Source organism: Halomonas garicola, assembly GCF_055382465.1.
Genome location: NZ_AP043931.1, coordinates 1,589,317 through 1,612,945 on the forward strand (window position 1 = coordinate 1,589,317; position 23,629 = coordinate 1,612,945).

Here is a 23,629-nt window from a genome sequence, read left to right on the forward strand (position 1 = left end):
CCTAGAATTCCGGTCCGATGGAGAAATGAATCCGAAAGTCGCTGTCATCATCGTCAAACGGGTGGGCGACGTCGAAGCGGATGGGGCCCACGGGCGAGACCCAGCGCACGCCCAGACCGGCGCCGGTTTTCAGATCGGCGGGTCCCCAGCTGTCAAAGGCATCGCCGGTGTCAACGAAGGCAGCACCCCACCAGTTGCCGGTAACGTTACGCTGGTACTCGGCGCTGGCGGTGAACATCTGCTGGCCGCCGCGGCGCTTGCCCTTGGCGTTGCGCGGCGACAGGCTTTCATAGGAATAGCCGCGCACGCTGTTGTCGCCGCCGGCAAAAAAGCGCAGCGACGGCGGAATCTTGCTGAAATCGTCGGTTTCGATAGCGCCTACGCTCACCCCGCCGACAAAGCGGTTTTTTTCGCCCAGCATGCGGATCCACTCGCTATCGCCGGTGGCGCGGAAGAACTGCGCATCCGAGCCCCAGGCGGTATCCGAATACTCCAGCGAGAGCTGCTGGCGGTCGCCCCAAACGGGAAAGCGCTGCTCCCGGGTGCGGGTGCGCGACCACTGAATGCCGGGGTAATAGATCCAGACTTTTTCGCTCTCGCCGCCCTGGGTAAAGTCTTCGTAGGTGGTGCGCACGTAGACCGACTGCACCCAGTCGTTGTCAAACTTCCAGCGCCGGGCCAGCTCCACCGTGCTTTCCAGGGAGTGGGTATCGCCGTCGTCGAGGTTTCTGACCCCGTACTGCAGGCGGTAGCTGTCGCGCAGCGGATCCTCCAGGGGTACGTTGTAGGTGCCGGAAAAGCGCTGCTCGGGGCCGGAAAGATAGAGGTCGTGGTCGAGGCTGTGGCCGTAGCGGTTGACCCAGGGCTGGTTCCAGGAGAAGTGCGTGCGCGGCCCTACGTCGGTGGCGTAACCCACGCCGACCTCGAACTGGTGGCGCTCGGCGGGCGTCACCACCACGTCCACCGGTAGCCGGGTATTATTGTGGCGATGCACGCGCATGGCGCTGCCCAGGGCGTCGCGCTCAAGCCACGCGGTCTGCGGCTGGGTCGCGGTGGCGCGGTGCCACCAGCTTTGCGAGCCGTCCGACGGCGCCATGGCAAGTTCCCGGGCGCTGTCAAGCCTTGGGCGTACCATCACTGAGCCAAACCACCCGGTCTCGGCCAGCCGCTGGTTGTACTCGGCAATCGAGCGCGCCAGATAGGGCTTGCCGGGTTCGAAGGTGCGCATGGACTCAAGCCGTTCGGGCTCGATATGGCTGCCGCTGACGACGACGTCGCCGAAGCGGTAGCGCGGCCCGCTGTCAAAATCCAGATACAGCCGTGCGCTCTGCTTATAGGGGCGCACTCCCATGCGCCGCTGGGCAAAGTGCCAGTCGAAATAGCCGCGCTCGAGCGCCGAGGCCGAAAGGCTGCCGCGCAGCTTGTCCCAAGGGGCGTGGAGCAGCGGGTCGCCCTCCTTCAGCGGAAAGTCGTCGATCGCTTCCTGAAACGGCGGATCGTTTTTGGCATCGCCCTCAAGCGTAATCGACAGGGTTTCAATGCTCACCCGCTCGCCGGGCTTGATGGCGATACTGACGACCTGCTTGCCTTTCGGCTCGTCAACGGTGACGTTGATCTCGGGCTCGTAATAGCCGTAGACGCGCATGGCTTCGCCGCTGCGCCGCTTGACCTCGCCGGCCAGGCGCGCCCTGGTATAGGCCTCGCCGTCGACGTTTTCCAGATACGCCTCGACGTTGGCCTTGAGGTCTTCATCCAGCTCGCCGTCAACGCCTTTGATCGTCGCGCTCAGGCCAAATGCCAGCGGCGCGGCGCACAGAAGCGGCACCATCGCATAGCGCGCAAGCCGGCCGGCGCCGGGGCTTCGGGAGTATTTTTCCATTACGTGTCTTGTGCTCCGTCGAAAGCGTAGCCGTATCAATTAGCGCAGCATTTCCAGCTGGGCACTGAACGCCAGCTGGGACTGGCGTAGCTGGCGTATGTCGCTTTCCAGAGCGTTGAGCCGCTTGTCCAGCGTTTCCCGGCCGCCGTCGCGCCCCTGGTCGAGCGCGGCTATATCGTCGGCCAGCGCCGCCACCGACTCGCTGAGCGCGGTCAGGCGTTCATCGTAGGCTTGCGCCTGGCGCTCAAGGCGGCTGGCGATGGTGGATTCCAGGTGGACGATGTCGTCGTCGAGCTGCTCGTGTTCGCTTTCGGCGGCGCTTTCGAGCGACTCGAGCGAGGCGCCGAGGGCGGCCAGGCGATCGTCACGCAGGCTTGCCGCCTGCTCTTGTTCCCTGACCTGCACCAACAGCGACTCGATGGCCTCGGCCGAGACAATATCCTCGCTTGCCGGCACCAGGTCCAGTAGCTCTTCGCGCATGCCGTTGAAGCGTACCGACAGCTGATCCTGCTCCTGGAACAGCGTCCTCAGCTGCGCCTGGAGCAGCGTGATCCTGTCCTGTACCTCGCCGTCCCCCGAGGCCAGCCGCGCGTGGACGTTGGAGACCTCGCCCTTGACCTGGGAAAGCTCGTCCAGCAGCCGTTCACGCTCGAACCAGGCGCCGGCAGCCAGCGCGGCCATGGCAGCCACCAGCAGTACGATCAACAGCCACAGCGGCCACAGGCGCGGCCGGGGCGGCGGGCGGCGACGCGCCGGCCCCAGGCTCTGGCCGGCGTCGGGAACAATACGCGAAGATGCGGCGTTCTCTGACATGAACTCTCCTTGCGCTCCTGGTATCCCCCGGCGCTTACGCTTCCTGCGGTGACGACCCCCAGGCCCCGGGGGGAGCCGGGTCTGCGCGGCGGCCGATGCCCCGGTAGCATAGCCCACAGCTTGCCACAAAGTCGGGATCATAAATATTGCGCCCGTCGAGTATCAGCTTAGCGCGTAACGTGCCGGCCAGCCGTTCCCAATCCGGATTCCAGTAGGTTTTCCATTCGGTCACCAGCATCAGCGCGTCGGCGCCTTCGCAGGCGCGGTACGGATCGTCGCTGAAGGTCGTCAGGTCATCGCGCTCGCCGACGGTATCGATAAGCGCCGGTATGGCGGCGGGATCGTGCAGCTTTACATGCACGCCCTGGGCCCACAGCGCTTCGAGCAGCGTCAGCACCGGGGCGTGATCAATACGCACGGTGCCGGGCTTGAAGGCAGCACCCCAGATCGCCACCGTTTTGCCCTGCAGCTCGCCGCTAAAGTGCGCCCAGAGCTTGCGAAACAGCGTCTCTTTTTTCTGCTCGTTGATGTCCATTACCCGGTCCAGCAGCGCCGAGGCGCGGCCGCTGGACAGCTGGGCATCGGCCAGGCGCATGAGATCCCGGGAAAAGCTCGGCCCGCCAAAGCCGCAGCCGGGGTAAAGATACTCAAAGCCGATGCGGGTGTCCGCACCCATGCCCTGGCGCACGTGCTCCACGTCGACGTCCAGCGTATCGGCAAGGCCGGCGATCTCGTTCATGTAGCTGATGCGGGTGGCCAGCATGCCGTTGATCGCCAGCTTGGTCAGCTCCGCGTCCCGGCACGGCATGCACTGAAACACCTCGCTGCGCCGGTTGAAGGCGCGCAGCAGTTCGCGCACCTGGCGTTCGCCATCGGCATCGTCGCAGCCCAGCAGCCAGCGCGTGGGCCGGGTAAAGGTAGTCCAGGCGCGCCCTTCCTCGAGCATGTCGGGCAAGGCGACCCCGATATGGGGGTCGCCCAGGCAGCGCTCAAGGTGCTCGGTTTCGCCCACGGGAAACGTCGAGTTGTTGACCAGCACCAGACGCGCCTTGCGCCCTACGGCCGGGTGGCGCAGAAGCGTGGCGGCGTCGTCCCGCTGGGACGACGATAGCCCGAGCCAAAGCGCATCGATGTCGGCGACCGACTCGGCGCTGTCCACCAGCGTCAGGTGGCCGTCGGCCCGGCTATGCTCGATCTGCTCGAACAGCTGCGGCTCCCGGCGCAGCCAGTCGGCCTCGCGCAGCATCCGCCAGGGCTGGCCCGCGTGGGGCAGCCAGCTTACCTCGTGCCCCACCCAGGCAAGCGCGGCGGCGGCGGTGGCGGCGCTCAGCTCGCTGCCGTAAACCAGAACCTTCATCTTGCTTTCCTCATCATACTTCCCTCATCGTGCTTCCCTCACTTTACTTTGCCCAACTTACTTCCCCCGGTAGCGCGACAGCAGCGCGCGAAAGTCCTCGCCCAGCGTCGGGTGGCGCCGGCCAAAGGCCAGGGTCGCTTCCAGGTAGCCCAGCGGCTGGCCGCAATCGTAGGTCAAGCCCTGCATGCGGTAGGCCTGAACGCCCTGGCGAACGCGCAGCGCCTCGATAGCATCGGTGAGCTGGATTTCGTTACCCGCTCCGGGCGGCGTCTCGGCGAGCAGCGAGAAAATAGCCCCGGAGAGCGCGTAGCGACCGATCACCGCCAGGTTGGACGGCGCCTTGTCCCGGGCGGGTTTCTCCACCATGCCGGCAAGCGCTGCCGCCTCGCCCGGTGCGGGGGCAGCGTCGCTTGGCGAAACGATGCCGTAGCGCTCGACGTCCGCCCAGTCGACCTCTTCTACCATCAGCTGGGCTTTCCGGGTGAGCTCAAACGCCGCCAGCATGCCGCGTAAATCGCTGGCACCGTGGGCCTGGCCCTCGGCTGAGTCCACCAGCACGTCCGGCAGCAGCACGGCAAAGGGCTCGTCGTCGCCGATTACCGGGCGGGCGCAAAGCACCGCATGGCCCAGCCCCAGGGGTTCACCCTGGCGCACGCTGATGATATTGACGTCGTCCGGGACGATATCGCGAATGCTTTCCAGCAGCGCCTGCTTGCCCTTGGCCTCAAGGCTGGCCTCCAGTTCGGCCTGGGTATCAAAGTGGTTTTCAATCGCACCCTTGCTGGCGCTGGTCACCAGCACGATGTCGCGAATGCCCGCCGCTACCGCCTCCTCGACCACGTACTGGATCACCGGGCGGTCGACCACGGTAATCATTTCCTTGGGGATCGCCTTGGAGGCGGGAAGGCAGCGGGTGCCGAATCCGGCAACGGGAAGTACAGCCTTGCGAATCATAGCGGTCCTTATTGATGCTTATCGTTCATGCTTTACGAACCGAGAGTGGTTAGAATGGCCATCATACACGACACACTGTCCCCAAGGAGCCGATACATGCATGCCAACGCCCAGGATACCCCCCGCGGCAACGTGGATGCCGCGGAAGTGGCCAAGTTTGAAGCGCTGGCCGAGCGCTGGTGGGACCGCGACGGCGAGTTCAAGCCGCTGCACGATATCAACCCGCTGCGGCTGGATTTTATCGATGCCCGGGCCGGGCTTGCCGGCAAGCGCGTGCTGGACGTGGGCTGCGGCGGCGGCATTCTGAGCGAGTCCATGGCCCACCGCGGCGCCGAGGTCACCGGCATCGACTTAGGCGAAGCCCCCCTCGAGGCGGCGCGGCGCCACGCAGCCGAGCACAGCGTCGACGTTCGCTACCGCAACGTGGCCGTGGAAACCCTGGCCGACGAGCAGCCGGGCGAGTTTGACGTCGTCACCTGCATGGAAATGCTCGAACACGTCCCCGACCCGGCATCAATCGTCGAGGCCTGTTCGCGGCTGGTGCGCCCCGGCGGCACGGTGTTCTTCTCCACCCTGAACCGCACGCCCAAGGCCCGGGCGCTGGCGATTGTCGGCGCCGAGTACATTCTTGGCCTGCTGCCCCGGGGCACCCACGACTACGCCAAGTTTATCCGCCCGTCGGAAATGGCCGCCTGGTGCCGCCGCCACCGGCTTGACGTCAGCGAACAGACCGGCCTGACCTACAATCCGCTGACGCGCCGCTACCGCCTGGCGCCCCGGGACGTATCGGTCAACTATATGATGGCCTGCCGCAAGCAGGAGGACGCATGACGCCCATGGCTGCCCCCGAGGCCGTGCTGTTCGACCTTGACGGCACCCTGGTCGACACCGCCCCAGACCTGGCCGCCGCGACCAACGCCCTGCGCCGCCATCACGGCCTTTTGCCGCTGCCGTTCGAGGTGATTCGCGGCCAGGTCTCCAACGGCGGCAGCGCCCTGGTCACCCTGGCGCTGGGGCTCGAGGCTGAACACCCGGATCATAGCGCCGCCCGGGTGATTCTGCTCGACGCCTACGAGCAGGCCCTTGCCACCCACAGCCGGGTGTTCGCCCCGCTGGATACCTGGCTCGACGGCTGGCATCGCGAGAAGCGCCCCTGGGGCATCGTCACCAACAAGCCCCGCCGCTACGCCGCTCCGCTCATCGAGACGCTCGGTTTGCGCCCGGGCGTACTGCTGTGCGCCGACGATCTGCCGACGAAAAAACCTGCCCCCGAGCCGCTGTGGGAAGCGGCCAAACGGCTGGATACGGCCTCGAAGGCCTGCTGGTACGTCGGCGATCACGTGCGCGATATGCAGGCGGCCAAGGCCGCGGGCATGACCGCGGTGGCCGTGGGCTACGGCTATATCGCCGAAGAGGAAGATTACCGCCAGTGGCCGGCCGACGTCTGGTTTGACGACTGCGCGGCCCTGGTGAAGGCGCTGAGCGCCGGCCAGGGCGCGTCGGCTACTGGCGCGGCGGCTGAGCGTCGATCTTCTCGCCGTTGACGCCCTGGCTGTCCGGCCCCATCAGCCACAGGTAGGTGGGCATGATGTCCTCGGCGGTGCGCAGCGCCTCCGGATCCTCGCCGGGAAACGCCGTGCGCCGCATCTGGGTCCGCGTGGCTCCCGGGTTCAGCGTATTGACGCGGATGGCGTGCTGGTTCTCCACTTCGTCGGCCAGCACTTCGACGAAACCTTCGGTGGCGAACTTGGACACCGCATAGGCGCCCCAGTAGGCCCGCCCCTTGCGGCCCACCCCGGACGAGGTAAACACCACCGAGGCGTCGGCGGACTCCTTGAGCAGCGGCAGCAGCGCCTGGGTCATCCACACAGGCCCGGTGACGTTGACCTGCATGACTTGCTCCCAGAGCTCGGGATTGTACTGCTCGAAAGGCGTGATACGCCCGAGCAGCCCGGCATTGTGCAGTACGCCGTCCAGGCGGCCGAACTCCTGGTGCAGGGTTTCCGCCATATCCAGATAGTCGGCGTGGGTGGCGCCTTCCAGGTTCAGCGGAAAAATCGCCGGCTGGGGGCCGCCGGCCTGCTCGATGGCGTCGTAGGTGCTTTCCAGCTTGGCGATGGTGCGCCCCAGTAAAATGACCGTTGCCCCGTGGCGAGCATAGGCAAGCGCGGCGGCTCGGCCGATGCCGTCTCCGGCGCCGGTGACCAGGATGGTGCGCCCCTGCAGCAGGTCAGCTGCGGGCTGATAATCGATTTTGCAAAGCATGGTAATCCTCGGGGTCAATGCCTTCCGTCATTGCGACTGGCGCAGGAAATCGCCGGCGAGCCCGGCGGCGCTGCTTTGGGGGTAGTCGTCCCTGAGTTTTTCGAGCAGCTCGCGGCTGCGCTCGCTGTCGCCCTGCCGGGCCTTCATCAGCCCCAGCTTATACATGGCGTCGGGCACCTTGCTGCTGTCGGCATGCTCTTCGATGACCCGGGTAAAAGCCTGATCCGCCGCGTCGAGGTTATCCCCCGCCGCGTACAGCTCGCCCAGCCAGTAATAGCCGTTGGGCGTCAGCCGGGTGTCCGGATAGTCGCTGACGAACTGCTTGAAGGCGGCGGTCGCTTCGTCAAACTCCCGGGCTTGAACGTGAGCGAAGGCCTGCTGATACGCTTTTTGGGCCTCCTTGTTGTCTGCCTGACCGGCTGCCTGTTCGGCGCCGGCAGACTCAGCGCCGGCGGAGTCGGACAGCGCCTCGGCGTTGCTTTCCGCCTTGGCCCTATCGCTTGCGGTTGGCTCATCGTCTGCGTCTGCCGCCTCGTCTTCGCCGCTCGCCGGCGCGGCCGTTGAAGCACTGGCCGCGTTGGCCAGCCGCTCGTCAAGGTCAAGATAGCGCTTTTGCGACTGGCGGCGCAGCTGCTTGAGCTCGTGGCGCAGCTCTTCGACGTCGCCACGCAGCTCTTTCAGCTCGCGCTGGTGCTCCTGAACCTGATTAAACAGCACCAGGCTGCCCGACGAGCGCGTTTCGGTCTGATCATAAAACCCGTCCGGCGAGCCGGACAAATCATCCACAGAAGGCCCCTGCGCCAGGGCCTGCCCCGGCCCCAGGGCGCCGGCAAGCGCCAGGTAGCAGAGACTTTTCAGCGCCGCGCCGCGCCATCTGGCGATGGCGGGTTCGGCCGTTACCCAACTAGATGTCATGGTGGCTCCCGTGCTCAATGCGCGCTATGGCGCGGCGGCAACTCAGTAGCTGAATTCGACACGACGGTTCTCGGAATACGCCGACTCGTTCGAGCCACGCGTGGCCGGGCGCTCTTCGCCGTAGCTCACGACGCTGATCTGGGAGCTTGACACGTCCTGCACGCGCAAAAAGCGCTTCACCGCGTTGGCCCGCCGCTCGCCCAGCGCCAGATTATATTCCCGGGTGCCGCGCTCGTCGGTATGGCCCTTCAGCACCACGTTGGCATTGCCGTTGGCGCGCAGGTAGCGGGCATGGGCCATGACCACGGACTCGTACTCGTCCTTGATGGTGTCGCGGTCAAAGTCGAAGTAGATCGTGCGCACCTCGGGAATACGCGAGTCGGCCTGCTGGCCGGTACCGCTGGTGCCGGTGCCCGAGCCGTACTGGCCGCCGCTGCCGGTGCCCGCGGTGCTGGCGCCGCCGGCCGTACCGTCGCCGCGGGTGCCGTCGCCGTAAGACTCACCTGTCTGGGTGCCGCCGGTGCTGGAACAGCCGGCCATGACCGCAAGGGAAAGCGCGACGGCAAAGGTGCGGACCAGCGGTGCGTACCGCCGAGATAAGAAAGTCGGGGTAGATGGGAACATGGTGTCACTCCATTGGCTGGGGGATCAGGTTATAAAAACGGTGACCATGCGGGTTCACGCACGTCTCCGCGGGCCGCCGGCAGGCGGAACGAGGAGCGACCGTCGGCGGACACCGCGCTCAATACGCCCTGCCCGCCCTGCTGGGTAGCAAAGAGTATCATGGTGCCGTTGGGCGCAACACTGGGCGACTCGTCGTGAGTGGTTTCACTGAGAACCACCAGGCGACCGGATTCCAGCTCCTGGCGGGCGATCTGATAGCCGTCCTGGGAGCGATGCACCATAAGGATCTGCTCGCCGTCCGGGCCGAACCGGCCGCGGGCGTTGTACTTGCCGGTAAACGTCAGCCGCTCGGCTTCGCCGCTGCCAAGGCGGTAGCGATACAGCTGGGGGCCACCGCTGCGGTCCGAGGTAAACAGCAGGCTGCGGCCGTCCGGCGCCCAGTCGGGCTCGGTGTCGATGCTCGAATTCTGCGTCAGACGGTTGAGCGAGCGGTCGGCCAGGTTCATCACGTAGATTTCCGGCTGGCCGTCCTTGGACAGCGACATAGCCAGCTTGCGCCCGTCCGGTGACCAGGCCGGCGCGCCGTTGATGCCTTCAAAGTCGGTGAGCTGGATGCGATTACCGCTTGCCATCTGCTGCACGTAAATGGCCGGGCGTTCGCCTTCAAACGACACGTAGGCCAGCTTTTCGCCGTCCGGTGACCAGGCCGGCGAAAGAATCGGCTCGTCCGAGGTCAGCACCTCCTGGCTGTTGTGGCCGTCGGCGTCGGCTACGTAAAGCCCGTAGTCGATGTTGTCGCCCACGCCGCGGGAGGTGACGTAGGCAATACGGGTGGAAAACGCCCCGGGAATATCGGTGATGGCTTCAAATACCGCGTCGCTGATGCGGTGCGCCGCACCGCGCAGCTGGTTGCCGCCCGCGGTGATCCGCTCCTGGAGCACCGGGCGGCCGCCGCTGACGTCCAGCAGGTCGTAGCCAATTTCATAGCCGTTGGCGGTTTTTTCGCCGCGCCCGACCAGCAGGTAGCGCACGTCCAGCGAGCGCCACTCGCCAAAGGCGACGTCGTCGGCGCGGTGCGGCCGGGCAAACATGGCGCCGCGTTCAAGGGGGTCAAAATAGCCGCTGCGCTCAAGGTCATCCTGGACGATCTGGGCCACGTCTTCCGACATGCCCTCGGCGCCGTCAAACGGCACCACGCCGATGGGCAGGGCGCTGTCGCTGCCCCGGGTGATCTCGATGGTCAGGTTGGCGCTCGCCGTCGTGCTGAACAGCACAAGGGCAAGCAGTAGCGCGGCGTGAACCGCGTACAATGAGCGGCGCAAGGGGGTACTTCCTGGCGTTGTCATCAGCGAATCTCTCCCGGTGTGAAACGTAGGTTGAACTGACGTAATTCAGACTGCTGCGCCGAGGGTAAGTCAAGCAGCTCGGTAAACGGTGCGGCGGCTTCCACGGCCTGAACGGCAGAGTTATCGAAGCCGCCGTCGCCGCTCGAGGTGGCAACGGTCACCGCCAGCACCTCGCCCGAGGGCCCCAGACGCACGTTCAGTTTCGCGCTCATGCTGTCGCCTGCCCGGGGCGGAATGCGCCAGGCCTGCTCCACCGCGCTGCGCACGATGGCAATAAAGCTGTTGGCCGCTTCCTGGGCCTGCTTGGCCTTGGCGGCCGCTTCCTGCTGGCCCTCGATTTTACGCTGCAGCGCGGCTTCGGCCTCTTCCCGCTGGCGCTTTTGTTCCGCCTCGCGCTTTTTGCGGGCCTCTTCCTGCTGGCGCTTCTCCTCCGCTTCGCGCTCGCGCCGCGCTTCTGCCTCGGCCTCTTCTTTCTTGCGCTGCTCTTCGGCTTCCTTTTTCCGCTGGGCTTCCTCGGCGCGTTTTTGCTCGGCTTCTTCCTGCTTACGTTTTTCTTCCGCGGCGCGCTCCTTTTCGGCCTTTTCCCTGGCCGCTTTTTCCGCTGCGGCCTTTTCCGCGGCTTCTTTCTTGCGCTGCTCTTCGGCTTCGCGCGCGCGCCGGGCCTCTTCCTCGGCCCGCTGGCGGGCGCGCTCCTCCTTGCGCTCGGCGGCCTCCTGCTCTTCCCGGCGCGCCTTTTCCGCGCGGCGCTCGGCCTCGGCCTGCTCCTTCTCGCGGGCCTCCTCCAGCGCCTGCTGCTCGCGCGCGTCGGCCATCTCCTCGGCCTGGTCCACGACCGCCTGCTCCAGCTCGTCCGGGGCTTCGTCCTCGGGCTCCGGCTCGGGGTTGGGCGCGGGTTCAGGCCTTGGCTCGGGCTTTGGGGCGCCGGCGGCGGCCTGCTGCTCATCCACCTGCTGGGCCTGATCCGTGCGGGTTTCGGTGCTCACCAGGGTGGCCTGCACCACCGATGAGGACGGCGGCTCCTCTTCCCCCCAGGGAAACTTCACCAGGCTGAACAGCACCACCGCCAGGTGCAGGGCAACGGCCAGCACCGTCGGCCAGAAATAGCTTTCCGCGGGGCGTTTACTCATCGCTGCCCGGCTCGGAGATCAAGCCCACATTGGCAACGCCTGCGCGCTGCAGCGTCGTCATCAGCGTCACCACCTGGCCGTAGGCGACGTGGCGGTCGCCGCGCACCATGACCGGCGTATCCGGGCGGCGCTGAACAATCGCGGTGACCCGCTTGGAAAGCTCGTCCGGGGCCACCGCGGTGCTGTCTTCCCCCAGGGTAATGTAATAATCGCCGGCCTTGTCGACCGAGACAATCACCGGCTCGGTGTCGTCCTCTGTATCGATGGGCTCGGCGGTGGCCCGGGGCAGCTCGACGTCAACCCCCTGATTGAGCATCGGTGCGGTAATCATGAAGATGACCAGCAGTACCAGCATCACGTCGATGAACGGTACCACGTTGATTTCCGCCATCGGGCGGCGCTGGCCGCTGCGGTTAAAAGGTCCCTGCATGGAAGGCCCCCTCTTTAACGGGCGGGTTTAACGGGCGGAGGCGTCACCGCGCCCTTGCAGATTGCGATGCAGTATGGCGTAAAACTCTTCGGCAAAGTCTTCATAGCGGCCGAGCAAGGTCGTTGCCTGGCTTGCCAGACGGTTATAGAAGATCACTGCTGGAATCGCTGCCAGAAGGCCCATGGCGGTGGCGATCAGCGCCTCGGCGATCCAGGGTGCAACGGTGGCAAGAGTCGCCTGCTGGGACATGGACAGCGACTGAAACGAGCCCATGATGCCCCACACGGTGCCGAACAAGCCGACATAGGGGCTTGCCGAGGCTACCGTGGCAAGAAAGACCAGGTGGCGATTCAGGCGCTCTTCTTCCCGGGACCAGGCGACGCGCATGCTGCGCTGCACGCCTTCAAGGACGGTGTCGGCGCGGGAGGTCTTGGGTGCCAGGCGATGAAACTCGCGAAACCCGGCCTGGAAGATGTGTTCGCCGCCCTGGCGGGCGTCGTCGGCGGGAATCTCGCCGTACAGCTCGTTGAGATCCACGCCGGACCAGAAGGTGTTTTCGAAGGTTTCATGGGCCTTGGCCGCGCGGCGCAGGGCAAAGCTACGCTGGAAGATCACCACCCAGGAAGCGAGCGATGCCGCAATCAGCAGCAGCATGACGAGCTGCACCACCAGGCTTGCGTTGGCAATCAGGTGGGGGATGGACAGGGTCGTTTCGTTCACGGTCGTCCTCTTTCCAGTTCCAGGGGGTGTTGAATACGGTGTCCGTTTGGTCCGGCGACGGGCCGATCATCCAGGCAAAACGTCACGAGTTTAAACGTTGGCGCCGACAAAAACGCCTGTATCCAGGCTATTTTCATGTTGCTTGCGCAATCCCGGCAAGGGCCTCGGGCCAGGCCCGGGGGCGCAGCCGGCGCGCATCCAGGCAGGCAATCTCGACGTTGGCGTCGCACAGCCGCGTGCCGTCATGCCAGACTTCCTGGGCAAACGTCATGCGGCAGCGGCTCTGCGCTACCACTCTGGCGGTAACCGCCAGGGCATCGTCAAGCCTTGCCGGGCGGGCATAGTGGCAGTCCAGCCGGTAGACCACCAGCTGAATTTGCTCGGCCAGCAGGGAGGCCTGGGTAAAACCGCGCTCGCGCAGCCACTCGCTGCGGGCGCGCTCCATGAACTTCAGATAGTTGACGTAATAGACGATGCCGCCGGCGTCGGTGTCCTCGATGTAGACGCGCACCGGCAGGGTAAAGCTATCGGCGGGGGCGGTAGCCTGGCTCACGGGCGTATCTCCCCCGCCGCTTCCGCGGCGTTTTCGTGGGGTACGCGGCTGAAGTGCGACCAGGCCTGGCGGGTGACGACTCGCCCCCGCGGCGTACGCATCATCAGCCCCTGCTGGATCAGGTAGGGTTCAATAACGTCTTCGATGGTGTCGCGCTCCTCGCCGATAGCCGCCGCAAGCGAATCCACCCCCACCGGGCCACCGTCGAACTTGTCTATCATCGCCAGCAGCAGCCGGCGATCCATGTGGTCAAGACCGTGGTGATCGACGTTGAGCATGTTGAGCGCGGCATCGGCCATGGTGACGTCAATATGCCCATCGCCCTTGATGTCTGCGTAGTCGCGCACCCGGCGCAGAAGCCGGTTGGCGATGCGCGGCGTGCCCCGGGAGCGCCGGGCAATTTCGGCCGCACCGTCGTTGCTTGCCGCCACCTCCAGCAGCCCTGCCGAGCGCGTGACGATGGTGGCAAGCTCCTCCAGGTCATAAAACTCCAGGCGCTGAACGATGCCGAAGCGGTCGCGCAGCGGCGAGGTCAAAAGCCCGGCCCGGGTAGTGGCGCCGACCAGGGTAAAGCGCGGCAGGTCGAGCTTGATCGAGCGCGCCGCCGGCCCCTCGCCGATCATGATATCCAGTTGGAAGTCTTCCATGGCCGGGTACAGCACTTCTTCAACCACCGGCGAAAGGCGATGGATTTCGTCGATGAAGAGCACGTCGCCGGGCTCGAGATTGGTAAGTATCGCCGCCAGGTCGCCGGCACGTTCCAGCACCGGCCCCGACGTCGACTTGAGCCCCACGCCCATCTCCGCGGCGATAATGTTGGCAAGGGTGGTCTTGCCCAGCCCCGGCGGGCCAAATACCAGCGTATGGTCCAGGCTTTCCTCGCGCAGGCGGGCCGCGCCGATGAAAATTTCCAGCTGTTCGCGCACCCGGGGCTGGCCGATGTAGTCGACAAGACGCTTGGGGCGGATAGCATAGTCGATTCTGACTTCGCCCTGCTCCGGTTCGGCAGCAATCAGCCGGTCATGCTCGATCATAAAGACGCTCTTTTCATGAAGATTTCAGCCCTGGCAGCGACTCAGACTAGCGGCCCATCCGCCGGGTCAGCGCCGCCTTGATCAGCGCTTCGGTGGTCTCGCCGCGGTCCAGGTCGGCGAGCATTTTCGCCGCCTCCGTGGGCTTGTAGCCAAGGCTGGTAAGCGCCGCCTCGGCCTCGGCGATGTTGTCCCGGGCGGGCGCGGCGGCGGCTTCCAGCGGCAGCGGCGACTCGCCCTGCTGCCACTCGGGAAAGCGGTCGCGCATTTCGATGATCAAGCGTTCGGCCGTTTTCTTGCCCACGCCGGGCAGCTTGGTCAGCGCCTTGGTGTCGTCATCGTGAACGCAGCGCATGAAGGCGTCTTCGTCCATCCCCGAGAGTATCGCCAGCGCAAGCTTGGGGCCCACGCCGTTGACCTTGATCAGCGCGCGAAACAGCGCCCGCTCGCGTTCGCGGACAAAGCCGTAAAGCAGGTGGGCATCGTCGCGCACGGTCAGGTGCGTATAAAGCATGGCGGTGTCGCCCACCGCGGGTAGCGCTACCAGCGTTGTCATCGACGCTTCAATTTCGTAGCCAACGCCGCTCACGTCAAGCAATAGCCAGGGCGGCTTTTTTTCCTGCAGCTGCCCGGTCAAACGTCCGATCATGGAGGAATCCTGTTATCGCCAGTCTGCCTGCCGCCTGCCAGCGGCCCCTTTACGGGCCGGGCACAGCGAACGAACCTTACTATAATGCCCCTCTGTACGTCTGACCAGTGTCTGCCGGCCAGGCCTCGCACCTAGAGCCGCCAGCGCCCGCCGGCGCGGCGGCCGCGCCGGGCACCGGCGCCGGGCAGCGGCCCGCTCTGCGCGTAGCTATGGGTCAGGGCGATGGCCAGCGCATCGGCGGCGTCTTCCTGAGGGGTGGCGGACAGGCGCAGCACGGCGGCGACCATGTGCTGCACCTGGGCCTTGTCGGCTCCGCCCTGGCCGGTCACCGCCTGCTTGACCTGGCGAGCGGCGTACTCGGCCACTGCCAGGCCATGGTTGGCCATGCAGACCAGCGCCGCCCCTCGGGCCTGGCCAAGCTTCAGCGCCGAATCCGGGTTCTTGGCCAGAAACACCCGCTCGATGGCGGCGCCGTTCGGGCGATACTCGCCCGCCACTTCGGCCAGGCCGGCATAAATCCGCGCCAGGCGCTGCGCAAGCTCGCCGTCGCCGGTGCGAATGCAGCCGCTGGCCACATAGCGCGGCTTGCCCTGCACCACGTCAATCACGCCGTAGCCGGTAATCCGCGAGCCGGGATCCACGCCGAGAATGCGCGTGACCATCAGGCTTGCCTGGCTCATGATCATGCCTCCCAAGACAAAAACACCGACGCCCGAAGGCGCCGGTGCAGGCAGTTGGCTTACGCCATCCGGCGCGGTTTATTCGCCGGCGTCGGCCGCCTTTTGGGCTTTCTGCCGCAGGCGGATGTTCAAGTCCTTGAGCTGCTCGGCGGTGACCTCGCCCGGGGCGTCGGTCATCAGGCAGGCCGCGCTCTGGGTTTTGGGGAAGGCGATGACTTCGCGGATGGTGTTGGCGCCGGTCATCAGCATCACCAGGCGGTCGAGGCCGAAGGCCAACCCGCCGTGGGGCGGCGCGCCGTACTGCAGGGCGTCGAGCAGAAAGCCGAACTTTTCCTGAGCCTCGTCTTCGCCGATGCCAAGAATCTCCAGCACCGTGCTTTGCATCTGCTGGTCGTGGATACGGATGGAGCCGCCGCCAAGCTCGGTGCCGTTGAGCACCATGTCGTAGGCCCGGGACAGCGCGTTGGCCGGATCGGCCTTGAACTCGTCCGGGGTGCAGGCCGGCGCGGTGAAGGGGTGGTGCAGCGGCGTCAGGCGGCCGCTGCCGTCGGTTTCGAACATGGGGAAATCGACCACCCACAGCGGCGCCCATTCCCGGGTGTAAAGCTTAAGGTCACCGCCCAGGCGCACGCGCAGCGCGCCGATGGCTTCGTTGACGATGTCGGCCTTGTCGGCGCCGAAGAAGATGATGTCGCCGTCTTTTGCCTCCAGGCGTTCGAGCAGGTCTTCGATGATGCCGCCCATGAACTTGACGATGGGCGACTGCAGCCCGTCGATGCCCTTGGCGCGATCGTTGACCTTGATCCACGCCAGGCCCTTGGCGCCGTAGATGCCGACGAAATCGGTGTACTCGTCGATGACCTTGCGCGAAAGCGACGCGCCGCCGGGCACCTTGAGCGCGGCGACGCGGCCGTCGTCGGCGTTGGCCGGCCCGGAGAACACCTTGAAGTCGACGTCTTTCATCAGGTCGTCAACGTCGGTGAGCTCTAGCGGGATGCGCAGGTCGGGCTTGTCCGAGCCGAAGCGGCGCATGGCGTCGTGCCAGGTCATGCGCGGAAACTCGGGCAGCGAGACGTCAAGCACCTCGGTAAACAGCTGGCGAATCATGGACTCGGTGATCGCCATGATATCGCGCTCCTCGACGAAGGAGGCCTCGATATCGATCTGGGTAAACTCCGGCTGGCGGTCGGCGCGCAGGTCCTCGTCGCGGAAGCACTTGGCGATCTGGTAGTAGCGATCGAAGCCCGAGATCATCAGCAGCTGCTTGAATAGCTGGGGCGACTGGGGCAGCGCAAAGAACTCGCCCGGGTGCGTGCGGCTGGGTACCAGGTAGTCCCGGGCGCCTTCGGGCGTGGCCCGGGTGAGCATCGGGGTTTCAATGTCGAGGAAGCCTTCCTGCTCGAGAAACGCCCGCACGCTGTGGGAAATCCGCGAGCGCAGACGCAGCTTTTCGATCATGTCCGGCCGGCGCAGATCGATATAGCGGTGCTTCAAACGCACTTCTTCGCCTACCTTGCCGTGCTCGTCGAGCTGGAACGGCGGCGTAGCGGCGGTGTTGAGCACCTCGACTTCCCTGGCCAGCACCTCGATCATGCCGGTGGGCATTTCCGGGTTTTGCGTCCCCTGGGGGCGCAGGCGCACCTTTCCGGTAATACGCAGCACGTATTCGCTACGCGAACGATCGGCATTGGCAAACGCCTCAGCGGTATCGGGGTCGACCACGAACTGGGCAATGCCGTCGCGATCGCGCATATCGAGGAAAATCACGCCGCCGTGGTCACGGCGACGATGTACCCACCCGCAAACGGTCACCGTTTGATCCACCAATGTTTCGTTCAGCTGGCCGCAATAATGGCTGCGCATGTCAAATCCTGTTGTGTTACGTGGCAAATAAACCTGTGTGGCACCGGACACCGGCCAGGCGCAAGCGCGCTTCACGCTTGCCTGCCGGGCAGTCGGCAAGCAGTTCAGCGCTTGTTTTCAAGGCGGTCATTATACCCTTTTGTTACCCTTGGCGAGCAAGGCCGCCGGCATAAAACGCCCGGGGCCCCATTTCAGGGGAGAAATACCATGACTCACGCCGTCCTGCTGGACGCACAAAGCCTGGGCGAGTCCGTGGACCTGACGCCGCTGCGCGACCGGGTCGACCGCCTGACCGTGTATGACCAAAGCAATGCCCAAAACGCCGGCGACAGGCTCTCAGGCGCCGACGTTGCCATCGTCAACAAGGTCGTACTCGACGCCGAGACGCTTAACGCCCTGCCCCGGCTCAAGCTGATCTGCGTGCTGGCCACCGGCCTCAACAACATCGCCCTGGACGCCGCCAGCGCCCGGGGCATCGCGGTGAAAAACGTGGCCGGCTACGGTACCGGCAGCGTCTCCCAGCACGTCATGATGCTGATGCTGGCGCTGGCCAACCGGCTGCCCCGCTATCAGCGCGACGTCGCCGACGGCCAGTGGCAGCAAAGCGACTTTTTCTGCCTGCAGCACCATCCGACGCTCGAACTTACCGGCAAACATCTGGTCATCGTTGGCCAGGGCGAGCTGGGCAGCGCCGTGGCCGGCCTCGCCGACGCCTTCGGCATGCGCGTAAGCTTTTGCGCCCGCCCGGGCAACGAAGCCGACGACCGTCGCCCGGCCCTTGAGGCGCTGCTGCCCGAGGCCGACGTGCTCAGCCTGCACTGCCCGCTGACCGACGACACCCGCCACCTGATCGGCCGCGACGCCCTACAGCGGGCCAAGCCTTCGCTATTGCTGATCAACTGCGCTCGGGGCGGCATCATCGACGAGCACGCGGCTCTTGAAGCGCTGCGCGACGCCCGGCTCGGGGGCCTGGGCGTTGACACCCTGCCGCAGGAGCCGCCCCGGGACGGCCATGCTCTGCTCGAGGCGCTTGACAAGCCGCTGAACCTGATCGTCACCCCTCATACCGCCTGGATTACCCCCGAGGCGCGGCAGAAAATCGTGGCGCTGACCGCCGATAACCTCGCCGAGTGGCGCGACCGGCGCTGAGCCAGCACTCAGCGCGTGGTAAAATCCGCCGGCGCATGCCCCTCGGCCGGCACTTCCAGGGGCTCAAGCCCGACGTGGGTCACATGGGCCGCGGTCGGGCCCTGCCATAGCCACTCGCACAGCTCGGCAAGCGCCTGGCGGCGGCCGTACATCACCACCTCGACGCGGCCGTCGGCCAGGTTCACCGCGTGGCCGGTAATCTGGCGCCGCAGCGCCTGTTCCCGAGCGGCCTGGCGAAAGCTCACGCCCTGCACCTTACCGGTCACCATTGCTCTGTAACACTGCGTCATGGCAGCCCTCCTTTTTTGCCTTGAAGCCGCGGGGTCAGTTCTGAACCAGCTCACGCTTGACCAGCACGGCACTGTTGCGCGGTATCAGCGAATGCCCCCGGCGCAGCAGCAGCGAGCGGGTAAACGCCGCGCCAAACAAAAGAATAAGTGAAGAGTAATATACCCAGAGTAGAATCATCACCACCGACCCCGCCGCGCCGTAGGTGGACGCCGTGGCGGTATACGCCAAATACATCGCAATGACGCTGCGTCCGAGGGTAAATAGAACCGCGGTCACCGCCGCGCCGATAAGCACATCTTTCCACCTCAGCACCACGTCGGGCAGCACCTTGAAGATGGTAGCGAACAGCAGCACCACCACGACCAGCGATACCAGCGCCTCGGCGCCCTGGGTCAGCAATGCGGCATACGGAAACAGGTTGTTGGCCGCGTGCAGCATGGTACGCACGATAACGCCCAACGCCAGCGACACCAGCAGGATAAAGCCGATGGACAGCACGACCGTCAGCGACAGCAGGCGATTTTTTAAAAACACCAGCAGGCTGTTTGACGTCGGCTTGGCGGTAACGCCCCAGATGGTATTCAGGGAAAACTGCATCTGGGCAAACACCGTCGTTGCCCCCACCATCAAGGTGCCGATACCTAATAGCGTGGGCAGGATGCCGGCTTCTTCGATACGCGACTGGGCCACGGCCTGCTGGATCGCCGCCGCCACCTCGGGGCCAAGCGTGCCCTGAAGCCTGGCCACAATCTGCCCCTGGGCGGCGTCGGCGCCCAGGACCACGCCGATGACGGTCACCGCGATAATCACCGTCGGCGCCAGGGAAAACAGCGTATAAAACGCCAGCGACCCGGCATAGCTGAAGGCGTTACGCTCAAGCCATACGCTGACAGCGTCCTGCAACACTCTGAACCAGAATAGAAGCGTGCTTTTCATTATTTGTCTTCCCGTTGTGGTGGTGCGCTCTGGTTGGCTATGGTGCGCCTGAGTTGTGATTCATGCGGGCGTTTTCAGCATACCTGACCCGGCGGCGTTTCGCCGAGTCGCCAGATTACATGCAGGACGCCGGCTGCCATAATGGTCGGTCCCGGGCTGCCCCGCGCCTCAACCAGAAAGGAAACCGACATGCCTCAAGGTCGCACGGTCGCGACTCGCTTTGACTTTGACTGCCTGGTGTTCATCGGCCGCTTTCAGCCCCCGCACCTGGGGCATCTCGCGGTGATCCGCGAAGCGCTGAAGCGCGCCCGCCAGGTGATCGTGCTGGTGGGCTCCGCCTGGCAGGCGCGCTCGCTGCGCAACCCCTGGCGATTCGACGAACGCCAGACCATGCTGCGCTCGGGCTTTGACGACGCCGACAACCAGCGGCTGGAAATCAGCCCGCTGCTGGACGCGCTGTATAACGACGACGTCTGGGTGCGCGACGTGCAAAGCCGCGTGCGCGATCTTACCGTCGCGGCCAACGCGCGCCTGCCGCGCATCGGGCTGATCGGCGCGAGTCGCGGCCAGTCCAGCTACTATCTGTCGCTGTTCCCCCAGTGGGAGTCGGTCAGCGTGCCGCTGGTGGAAGGCATCTCGGCAAGCCACATCCGCGAGCGTGTCTTCCGCGCCCCGGAGTCCAGCGCCGACTACCTGAGCACCGGTGCTTTCCATGAGCTGCCGCCGGGCGTGGTGGAGCGCATCAAAGCCTTTTGCCAGACAGCGCCCTACCAGCAGCTGATCGAAGAGCAGCGCCTGCTGGATCAGTACCGCAAAGCCTGGGCCGATGCCCCCTATCCGCCGATTTTCGTTACCGTAAACGCCGTGGTGGTGCAGTCGGGCCATATTCTGCTGGCGCGCCGCACCGCAGCGCCGGGTAAAGGTCTGTATGCGCTGCCCGGCGGCTTTATCAGCCCCAACGAGCGGCTTTTGGACGCCTGCCTGCGCGAGCTGCGCGAGCGCATTCGCCTCAAGGTGCCCGAGCCCGTGCTAAAGGGCTCGCTGCGCGGCCAGCAGCTGTTCGATGAGCCTCACCGCAGCTGGCGCGGGCGCACCCTGGCCGAAGCCTTCTACTTTGCTCTGCGGCCGGATCAGCAGCTGCCGCGGCTGAAACCGGTGAAGGGGGGCGATCACGCCCGCTGGGTGGCCCTTGCCGACCTGGAGCCCGAGAGCCTCTTTGAAGACCACTTCTTCATCATCCAAAATTTTCTTGGCCTGCCCGCCGATTTTGGCAGCGGTGTCTGACACCGCAGGGGATGGCAGTTAGTAGTTCAACCACTTTGTTTGAGCCAGGAACAGGTCGTCGAGAGGGCGCTGTGAATCCGTCCCTATACGCTACCTACGCCATCCATGGCGTAGAACCCTCTCTTTGACCTATTCCTGGCTCGGCGGGGCAATATCAATCGCTCTACCTGTATCCGTATCAGGCTTGAAGGAAATCTCTCGGCAGCTCCATCATCTGCCGCCAGAGCTTTTCCACGCCGGGCTTGTGCACCAGCGAGCAGCGGTATAGACGGATTTCCAGCGGAATATCCCAGGTCTCATCGCCGGCGCGCACCAGGTAGCCGTCCCTAAGCTCTTCGCGAATGCAAAAGTCGGGAATCCAGGCCATCCCGAAACCCTGCATCACCATGCCTTTTAGCCCTTCGGCCATGGCCGTTTCATAGACGGTGCGCAGCCGCAGGCGCAGCGGATCGTTTTTCAGCAGCATACGCACGCTGCGCCCCAGAAACGCCCCCTGGGTGTAGGTCAGGTACGGTATCGGCCCGTCATCCGCCAGCGAATGGCGCGGCGCCCCGCTGCTGTCGGGCAGCGTCACCGGCAGCATCTTGACCTCGCCGACGGAGAACGACGGAAACACGGCCTGATCCAGCTGCATGGTGGCAAAGGGGTCGTAGTAGGCGAGCATCAGGTCGCAGTTGCCTTCGCGCAGCACATGGATGGCTTCGCCCACGTTCATCGCCACCAGGCGCGTGGGCAGCTCGCCCAGACCCTTTTGCAGGAGAGATATCCACGGCGGAAAAAAGCTCAGCGCCAGGGAATGGGCCGCCACGATGTCCAACGCTTCGTTGGCGATGGAAAGCCCGCGCAAATGCCCCAGCGACTCGTTGAGCTGCTCCACCAGGTGGCGCGCCGTCAGCAAAAATAGCTGCCCTTCCGAGGTCAGGCCGATGGGCGTGGTGGAGCGATCGACAAGGGTCACCCCAACGGCGTGCTCAAGCGCGCGAATGCGCCGGCTGAACGCCGGCTGGGTCACGTGGCGCTGGCGCGCCGATGCCGAAAAACTGCGCGTATTGGCCAGGGCGACAAAATCTTCCAGCCACTTCGTTTCCAGGTTCACCTGCGTCTCCTTTTGCCCCGACAGTTTTTCCGATAGCTGCCGATCGCTGGCATCAGCTGCTACCGGCAACAAGCTCTGTCACAAAGTTCTGTCACAAAGGTCTGTCACAAAGGTCTGTCACAGCGGCGCTATTTTGCCACGCCGGCTACTGGATAGGCGATGTTAAATAGGCCGCTCGGGAGATCACTTTTTTCCACATTGGCTGCTGGCGCAGCTCGTCAAGGCTGACTTCGCGGCAGCGGCTGAAGTCTTCGCGCAGCATGGCATCAACGTCCGCGGCAAAGTTGGCGCTGGGAATAAAGGCGGTGATTTCAAAATTGAGCCGAAACGAGCGATTATCCAAATTCACGGTCCCCACACTTGCCGCGCTGTCATCGACAAGAATGACTTTTTGGTGGAGAAAGCCTGGAAGATAACGGTATATTTTTATCCCGGCCCGCAGCATGTCGGGCAGAAAGGCTAGCGCCGACAGGTACACCAGCAAGTGGTCCGGCCGCTCGGGCATCATCACCCGCACGTCGACCCCGCGCATGGCGGCCAGCCGCAGCGCGTCCTGCACGCCCTGATCGGGCACGAAGTACGGGCTGGTTACCCACAGCCGCTCCCGGGCGCTATGGATCAGGTTCTGCACCAGCAGGCTTGCGGTATCCTGCTGGTCGGCCGGGCCCGAAGGCACAATCACCACCCGGTGGTCGGCCGTTCCGGCCGCTTCCGGCTGCCACTCCAGTTCGATCACCTCTTCGGTGGCCCAGTGCCAGTCTTCCCAGAACGCCTCCTGCAGCCCCAGCACGCTGGGCCCTTCCAGGGCCAGGTGGGTATCGCGCCAGGCGCCGTGGCGCTGGCTTTGCCCAAGATATTCCACGCCCACGTTCAGCCCGCCGACCCAGCCCTGCTGGCCGTCAACCACGGTAATCTTGCGGTGGTTGCGGAAGTTGAGCTGGAAGCGATGGCGCACTCCCCGGGAGGAGCGAAACGCGCTGACCGCCACGCCGGCCTCAGCCAGGTCGCGCAGGTAGCCCTCATTCAGCGAGTGGCTGCCAATGCCGTCGTAGAGAAAGTACACCCGAACGCCACGCTCCACCGCCCGGATCAAATGCCGCTGCACCCGTCGCCCCAGCTCATCGTCGCGAACGATGAAAAACTGCATCAGGATATATTTCCGGGCGCGGTCAAGCCCGGCGCAAAGGCTATCGAAAGTGGCCTTGCCGTCAATCAGCAGGTCGGCCTGATTCCCCCGGGTCAGGGGCATCATGGCAAGCTTTTCTACCGCCTGGATTTCGGCGCTGCCGGGCTCGGCCAGGTGCGGCGTGACGTTGTCGCGATAGCGCGATAGCACCTGGCGCAGCACGCTGTCCCGGGCCCCCCGAGCCGATACGTAGCCGTAGAAGCGCGGTCGGCCAAACATCCAATAGGCCGGCACGGCAACGTAGGGAAACGTCAAAATGGAAATGATCCACGCCACTGCCCCCTGGGAGGTACGGCTCGACATCAGCGCCATGACCGCCGAGATAATGCCCAACACATAGCTTAGCGCAATGGCCAGACCCAATAGCGAAGACGTCATAAAGGCTCCATCAACAAGAAAACGATGCCGCGAGGCAGTAAAAAGCCCCGCTTGGCGGGGCTTTTGCCGCGACACCGTGGCATAGCGGCACTATACTACACTA

General features: G+C 65.0%; 24 protein-coding genes. 4 read left to right on the forward strand and 20 right to left on the reverse strand.

Going from position 1 to position 23,629, the window contains the following annotated elements; all coding sequences use genetic code 11:
- Position 1: 1 nt before the first annotated feature.
- Genes tamA through galU form a run of 4 tightly spaced genes read right to left on the reverse strand, consistent with a single transcriptional unit; the run spans position 2 to position 5,003 of the window.
- Positions 2-1,879: an autotransporter assembly complex protein TamA gene (gene tamA, locus ACZ46Y_RS07770; RefSeq protein ID WP_311952896.1), complete on the reverse strand. Its 1,878-nt coding sequence runs from the start codon at positions 1,877-1,879 to the stop codon at positions 2-4.
- A gap of 39 nt (positions 1,880-1,918) precedes the next feature.
- Positions 1,919-2,692, reverse strand: a complete 774-nt coding sequence (locus ACZ46Y_RS07775; RefSeq protein WP_311952898.1) for a hypothetical protein — start codon at positions 2,690-2,692, stop codon at positions 1,919-1,921.
- Between the two features lie 34 nt (positions 2,693-2,726).
- Positions 2,727-4,049 (reverse strand): nucleotide sugar dehydrogenase, encoded by a 1,323-nt coding sequence (locus ACZ46Y_RS07780; RefSeq protein ID WP_311952901.1) that lies wholly within the window; start codon positions 4,047-4,049, stop codon positions 2,727-2,729.
- 57 nt (positions 4,050-4,106) lie between these two features.
- Complete coding sequence (gene galU, locus ACZ46Y_RS07785) at positions 4,107-5,003, reverse strand: UTP--glucose-1-phosphate uridylyltransferase GalU (protein WP_311952904.1); 897 nt, start codon at positions 5,001-5,003, stop codon at positions 4,107-4,109.
- Between the two features lie 96 nt (positions 5,004-5,099).
- Here galU and ubiG point away from each other — a divergent pair, with 96 nt between their 5' ends.
- Both ubiG and ACZ46Y_RS07795 read left to right on the forward strand, forming a co-directional pair.
- A complete protein-coding gene (gene ubiG / locus ACZ46Y_RS07790; protein WP_311952907.1) occupies positions 5,100-5,834 on the forward strand; it encodes a bifunctional 2-polyprenyl-6-hydroxyphenol methylase/3-demethylubiquinol 3-O-methyltransferase UbiG in 735 nt (244 codons plus the stop codon).
- Positions 5,831-6,547, forward strand: a complete 717-nt coding sequence (locus tag ACZ46Y_RS07795) for an HAD-IA family hydrolase (RefSeq protein ID WP_311952909.1) — start codon at positions 5,831-5,833, stop codon at positions 6,545-6,547. The genes ubiG and ACZ46Y_RS07795 overlap by 4 nt, the downstream gene beginning before the upstream one ends.
- On the opposite strand, the gene ACZ46Y_RS07800 is transcribed toward ACZ46Y_RS07795, so the two are convergent.
- From ACZ46Y_RS07800 to aspS, 12 genes are all read right to left on the reverse strand, one after another.
- Positions 6,507-7,268 (reverse strand): YciK family oxidoreductase, encoded by a 762-nt coding sequence (locus tag ACZ46Y_RS07800; protein ID WP_311952911.1) that lies wholly within the window; start codon positions 7,266-7,268, stop codon positions 6,507-6,509. The two genes, ACZ46Y_RS07795 and ACZ46Y_RS07800, sit on opposite strands and share 41 nt — an antisense overlap.
- Positions 7,269-7,295: 27 nt before the next feature.
- On the reverse strand, positions 7,296-8,183 hold the full coding sequence (gene ybgF, locus ACZ46Y_RS07805; RefSeq protein ID WP_311952913.1) for a tol-pal system protein YbgF: 888 nt from the start codon (positions 8,181-8,183) through the stop codon (positions 7,296-7,298).
- 42 nt (positions 8,184-8,225) lie between these two features.
- Positions 8,226-8,807 (reverse strand): peptidoglycan-associated lipoprotein Pal, encoded by a 582-nt coding sequence (gene pal / locus ACZ46Y_RS07810; protein WP_311952916.1) that lies wholly within the window; start codon positions 8,805-8,807, stop codon positions 8,226-8,228.
- Between the two features lie 29 nt (positions 8,808-8,836).
- Positions 8,837-10,153, reverse strand: coding sequence for a Tol-Pal system beta propeller repeat protein TolB (gene tolB, locus ACZ46Y_RS07815; RefSeq protein ID WP_311952918.1), 1,317 nt, complete (start codon positions 10,151-10,153; stop codon positions 8,837-8,839).
- Positions 10,153-11,280 carry a cell envelope integrity protein TolA gene (gene tolA, locus ACZ46Y_RS07820; RefSeq protein ID WP_311952926.1) on the reverse strand — a complete coding sequence of 376 codons (1,128 nt, stop codon included), beginning with the start codon at positions 11,278-11,280 and terminating at the stop codon, positions 10,153-10,155. Before tolA ends, tolB begins: the two co-directional genes overlap by 1 nt.
- Positions 11,273-11,710 carry a protein TolR gene (gene tolR, locus ACZ46Y_RS07825; protein WP_311952928.1) on the reverse strand — a complete coding sequence of 146 codons (438 nt, stop codon included), beginning with the start codon at positions 11,708-11,710 and terminating at the stop codon, positions 11,273-11,275. The genes tolA and tolR overlap by 8 nt, the downstream gene beginning before the upstream one ends.
- Before the next feature lie 27 nt (positions 11,711-11,737).
- On the reverse strand, positions 11,738-12,430 hold the full coding sequence (gene tolQ / locus ACZ46Y_RS07830) for a protein TolQ (protein ID WP_311952930.1): 693 nt from the start codon (positions 12,428-12,430) through the stop codon (positions 11,738-11,740).
- Positions 12,431-12,563: 133 nt separating this feature from the next.
- On the reverse strand, positions 12,564-12,983 hold the full coding sequence (ybgC, locus tag ACZ46Y_RS07835; protein ID WP_311952932.1) for a tol-pal system-associated acyl-CoA thioesterase: 420 nt from the start codon (positions 12,981-12,983) through the stop codon (positions 12,564-12,566).
- The gene (gene ruvB / locus ACZ46Y_RS07840) at positions 12,980-14,017 is read right to left on the reverse strand and encodes a Holliday junction branch migration DNA helicase RuvB (protein ID WP_311952936.1); all 1,038 of its coding nucleotides are present in this window, start codon (positions 14,015-14,017) and stop codon (positions 12,980-12,982) included. The genes ybgC and ruvB overlap by 4 nt, the downstream gene beginning before the upstream one ends.
- A gap of 46 nt (positions 14,018-14,063) precedes the next feature.
- On the reverse strand, positions 14,064-14,663 hold the full coding sequence (ruvA, locus tag ACZ46Y_RS07845) for a Holliday junction branch migration protein RuvA (RefSeq protein WP_311943884.1): 600 nt from the start codon (positions 14,661-14,663) through the stop codon (positions 14,064-14,066).
- A gap of 131 nt (positions 14,664-14,794) precedes the next feature.
- The gene (gene ruvC, locus ACZ46Y_RS07850) at positions 14,795-15,343 is read right to left on the reverse strand and encodes a crossover junction endodeoxyribonuclease RuvC (RefSeq protein WP_376717154.1); all 549 of its coding nucleotides are present in this window, start codon (positions 15,341-15,343) and stop codon (positions 14,795-14,797) included.
- Between the two features lie 78 nt (positions 15,344-15,421).
- On the reverse strand, positions 15,422-17,206 hold the full coding sequence (gene aspS, locus ACZ46Y_RS07855; protein ID WP_311943888.1) for an aspartate--tRNA ligase: 1,785 nt from the start codon (positions 17,204-17,206) through the stop codon (positions 15,422-15,424).
- Between the two features lie 207 nt (positions 17,207-17,413).
- Between aspS and ACZ46Y_RS07860 the strand changes: the two genes are divergently transcribed.
- Complete coding sequence (locus ACZ46Y_RS07860) at positions 17,414-18,355, forward strand: D-2-hydroxyacid dehydrogenase (protein ID WP_311952940.1); 942 nt, start codon at positions 17,414-17,416, stop codon at positions 18,353-18,355.
- A gap of 8 nt (positions 18,356-18,363) precedes the next feature.
- On the opposite strand, the gene ACZ46Y_RS07865 is transcribed toward ACZ46Y_RS07860, so the two are convergent.
- Entirely contained in the window at positions 18,364-18,645 is a 282-nt protein-coding gene (locus ACZ46Y_RS07865; RefSeq protein ID WP_311943893.1) for an acylphosphatase, read from the reverse strand.
- A gap of 34 nt (positions 18,646-18,679) precedes the next feature.
- Entirely contained in the window at positions 18,680-19,582 is a 903-nt protein-coding gene (locus ACZ46Y_RS07870; protein ID WP_311943895.1) for a YihY/virulence factor BrkB family protein, read from the reverse strand.
- 189 nt (positions 19,583-19,771) lie between these two features.
- Between ACZ46Y_RS07870 and ACZ46Y_RS07875 the strand changes: the two genes are divergently transcribed.
- Positions 19,772-20,866: a bifunctional nicotinamide-nucleotide adenylyltransferase/Nudix hydroxylase gene (locus ACZ46Y_RS07875; RefSeq protein WP_311943897.1), complete on the forward strand. Its 1,095-nt coding sequence runs from the start codon at positions 19,772-19,774 to the stop codon at positions 20,864-20,866.
- 178 nt (positions 20,867-21,044) lie between these two features.
- Here the strand turns inward: ACZ46Y_RS07875 and ACZ46Y_RS07880 are convergent, their stop codons facing one another.
- Both ACZ46Y_RS07880 and cls read right to left on the reverse strand, forming a co-directional pair.
- Entirely contained in the window at positions 21,045-21,962 is a 918-nt protein-coding gene (locus ACZ46Y_RS07880) for a LysR substrate-binding domain-containing protein (RefSeq protein ID WP_311943900.1), read from the reverse strand.
- 145 nt (positions 21,963-22,107) lie between these two features.
- Positions 22,108-23,526, reverse strand: coding sequence for a cardiolipin synthase (gene cls / locus ACZ46Y_RS07885; RefSeq protein WP_311943903.1), 1,419 nt, complete (start codon positions 23,524-23,526; stop codon positions 22,108-22,110).
- Between the last annotated feature and the right edge of the window lie 103 nt (positions 23,527-23,629).

What these genes read in the sequence shown, in the direction of transcription:
- tolR (WP_311952928.1), bottom strand. Translation starts at nt 11,710, where the DNA reads ATGCAGGGACCTTTTAACCGCAGCGGCCAGCGCCGCCCGATGGCGGAA.
- ruvB (WP_311952936.1), bottom strand. Translation starts at nt 14,017, where the DNA reads ATGATCGAGCATGACCGGCTGATTGCTGCCGAACCGGAGCAGGGCGAA.
- ACZ46Y_RS07775 (WP_311952898.1), bottom strand. Translation starts at nt 2,692, where the DNA reads ATGTCAGAGAACGCCGCATCTTCGCGTATTGTTCCCGACGCCGGCCAG.
- ACZ46Y_RS07795 (WP_311952909.1), top strand. Translation starts at nt 5,831, where the DNA reads ATGACGCCCATGGCTGCCCCCGAGGCCGTGCTGTTCGACCTTGACGGC.
- ACZ46Y_RS07860 (WP_311952940.1), top strand. Translation starts at nt 17,414, where the DNA reads ATGACTCACGCCGTCCTGCTGGACGCACAAAGCCTGGGCGAGTCCGTG.
- tolB (WP_311952918.1), bottom strand. Translation starts at nt 10,153, where the DNA reads ATGACAACGCCAGGAAGTACCCCCTTGCGCCGCTCATTGTACGCGGTT.
- cls (WP_311943903.1), bottom strand. Translation starts at nt 23,526, where the DNA reads ATGACGTCTTCGCTATTGGGTCTGGCCATTGCGCTAAGCTATGTGTTG.
- pal (WP_311952916.1), bottom strand. Translation starts at nt 8,807, where the DNA reads ATGTTCCCATCTACCCCGACTTTCTTATCTCGGCGGTACGCACCGCTG.
- ACZ46Y_RS07875 (WP_311943897.1), top strand. Translation starts at nt 19,772, where the DNA reads ATGCCTCAAGGTCGCACGGTCGCGACTCGCTTTGACTTTGACTGCCTG.
- ACZ46Y_RS07870 (WP_311943895.1), bottom strand. Translation starts at nt 19,582, where the DNA reads ATGAAAAGCACGCTTCTATTCTGGTTCAGAGTGTTGCAGGACGCTGTC.
- ybgF (WP_311952913.1), bottom strand. Translation starts at nt 8,183, where the DNA reads ATGACATCTAGTTGGGTAACGGCCGAACCCGCCATCGCCAGATGGCGC.
- galU (WP_311952904.1), bottom strand. Translation starts at nt 5,003, where the DNA reads ATGATTCGCAAGGCTGTACTTCCCGTTGCCGGATTCGGCACCCGCTGC.
- ruvA (WP_311943884.1), bottom strand. Translation starts at nt 14,663, where the DNA reads ATGATCGGACGTTTGACCGGGCAGCTGCAGGAAAAAAAGCCGCCCTGG.
- aspS (WP_311943888.1), bottom strand. Translation starts at nt 17,206, where the DNA reads ATGCGCAGCCATTATTGCGGCCAGCTGAACGAAACATTGGTGGATCAA.
- tolA (WP_311952926.1), bottom strand. Translation starts at nt 11,280, where the DNA reads ATGAGTAAACGCCCCGCGGAAAGCTATTTCTGGCCGACGGTGCTGGCC.
- tamA (WP_311952896.1), bottom strand. Translation starts at nt 1,879, where the DNA reads ATGGAAAAATACTCCCGAAGCCCCGGCGCCGGCCGGCTTGCGCGCTAT.
- ubiG (WP_311952907.1), top strand. Translation starts at nt 5,100, where the DNA reads ATGCATGCCAACGCCCAGGATACCCCCCGCGGCAACGTGGATGCCGCG.
- ruvC (WP_376717154.1), bottom strand. Translation starts at nt 15,343, where the DNA reads ATGAGCCAGGCAAGCCTGATGGTCACGCGCATTCTCGGCGTGGATCCC.
- ACZ46Y_RS07780 (WP_311952901.1), bottom strand. Translation starts at nt 4,049, where the DNA reads ATGAAGGTTCTGGTTTACGGCAGCGAGCTGAGCGCCGCCACCGCCGCC.
- ACZ46Y_RS07865 (WP_311943893.1), bottom strand. Translation starts at nt 18,645, where the DNA reads ATGACGCAGTGTTACAGAGCAATGGTGACCGGTAAGGTGCAGGGCGTG.
- ACZ46Y_RS07800 (WP_311952911.1), bottom strand. Translation starts at nt 7,268, where the DNA reads ATGCTTTGCAAAATCGATTATCAGCCCGCAGCTGACCTGCTGCAGGGG.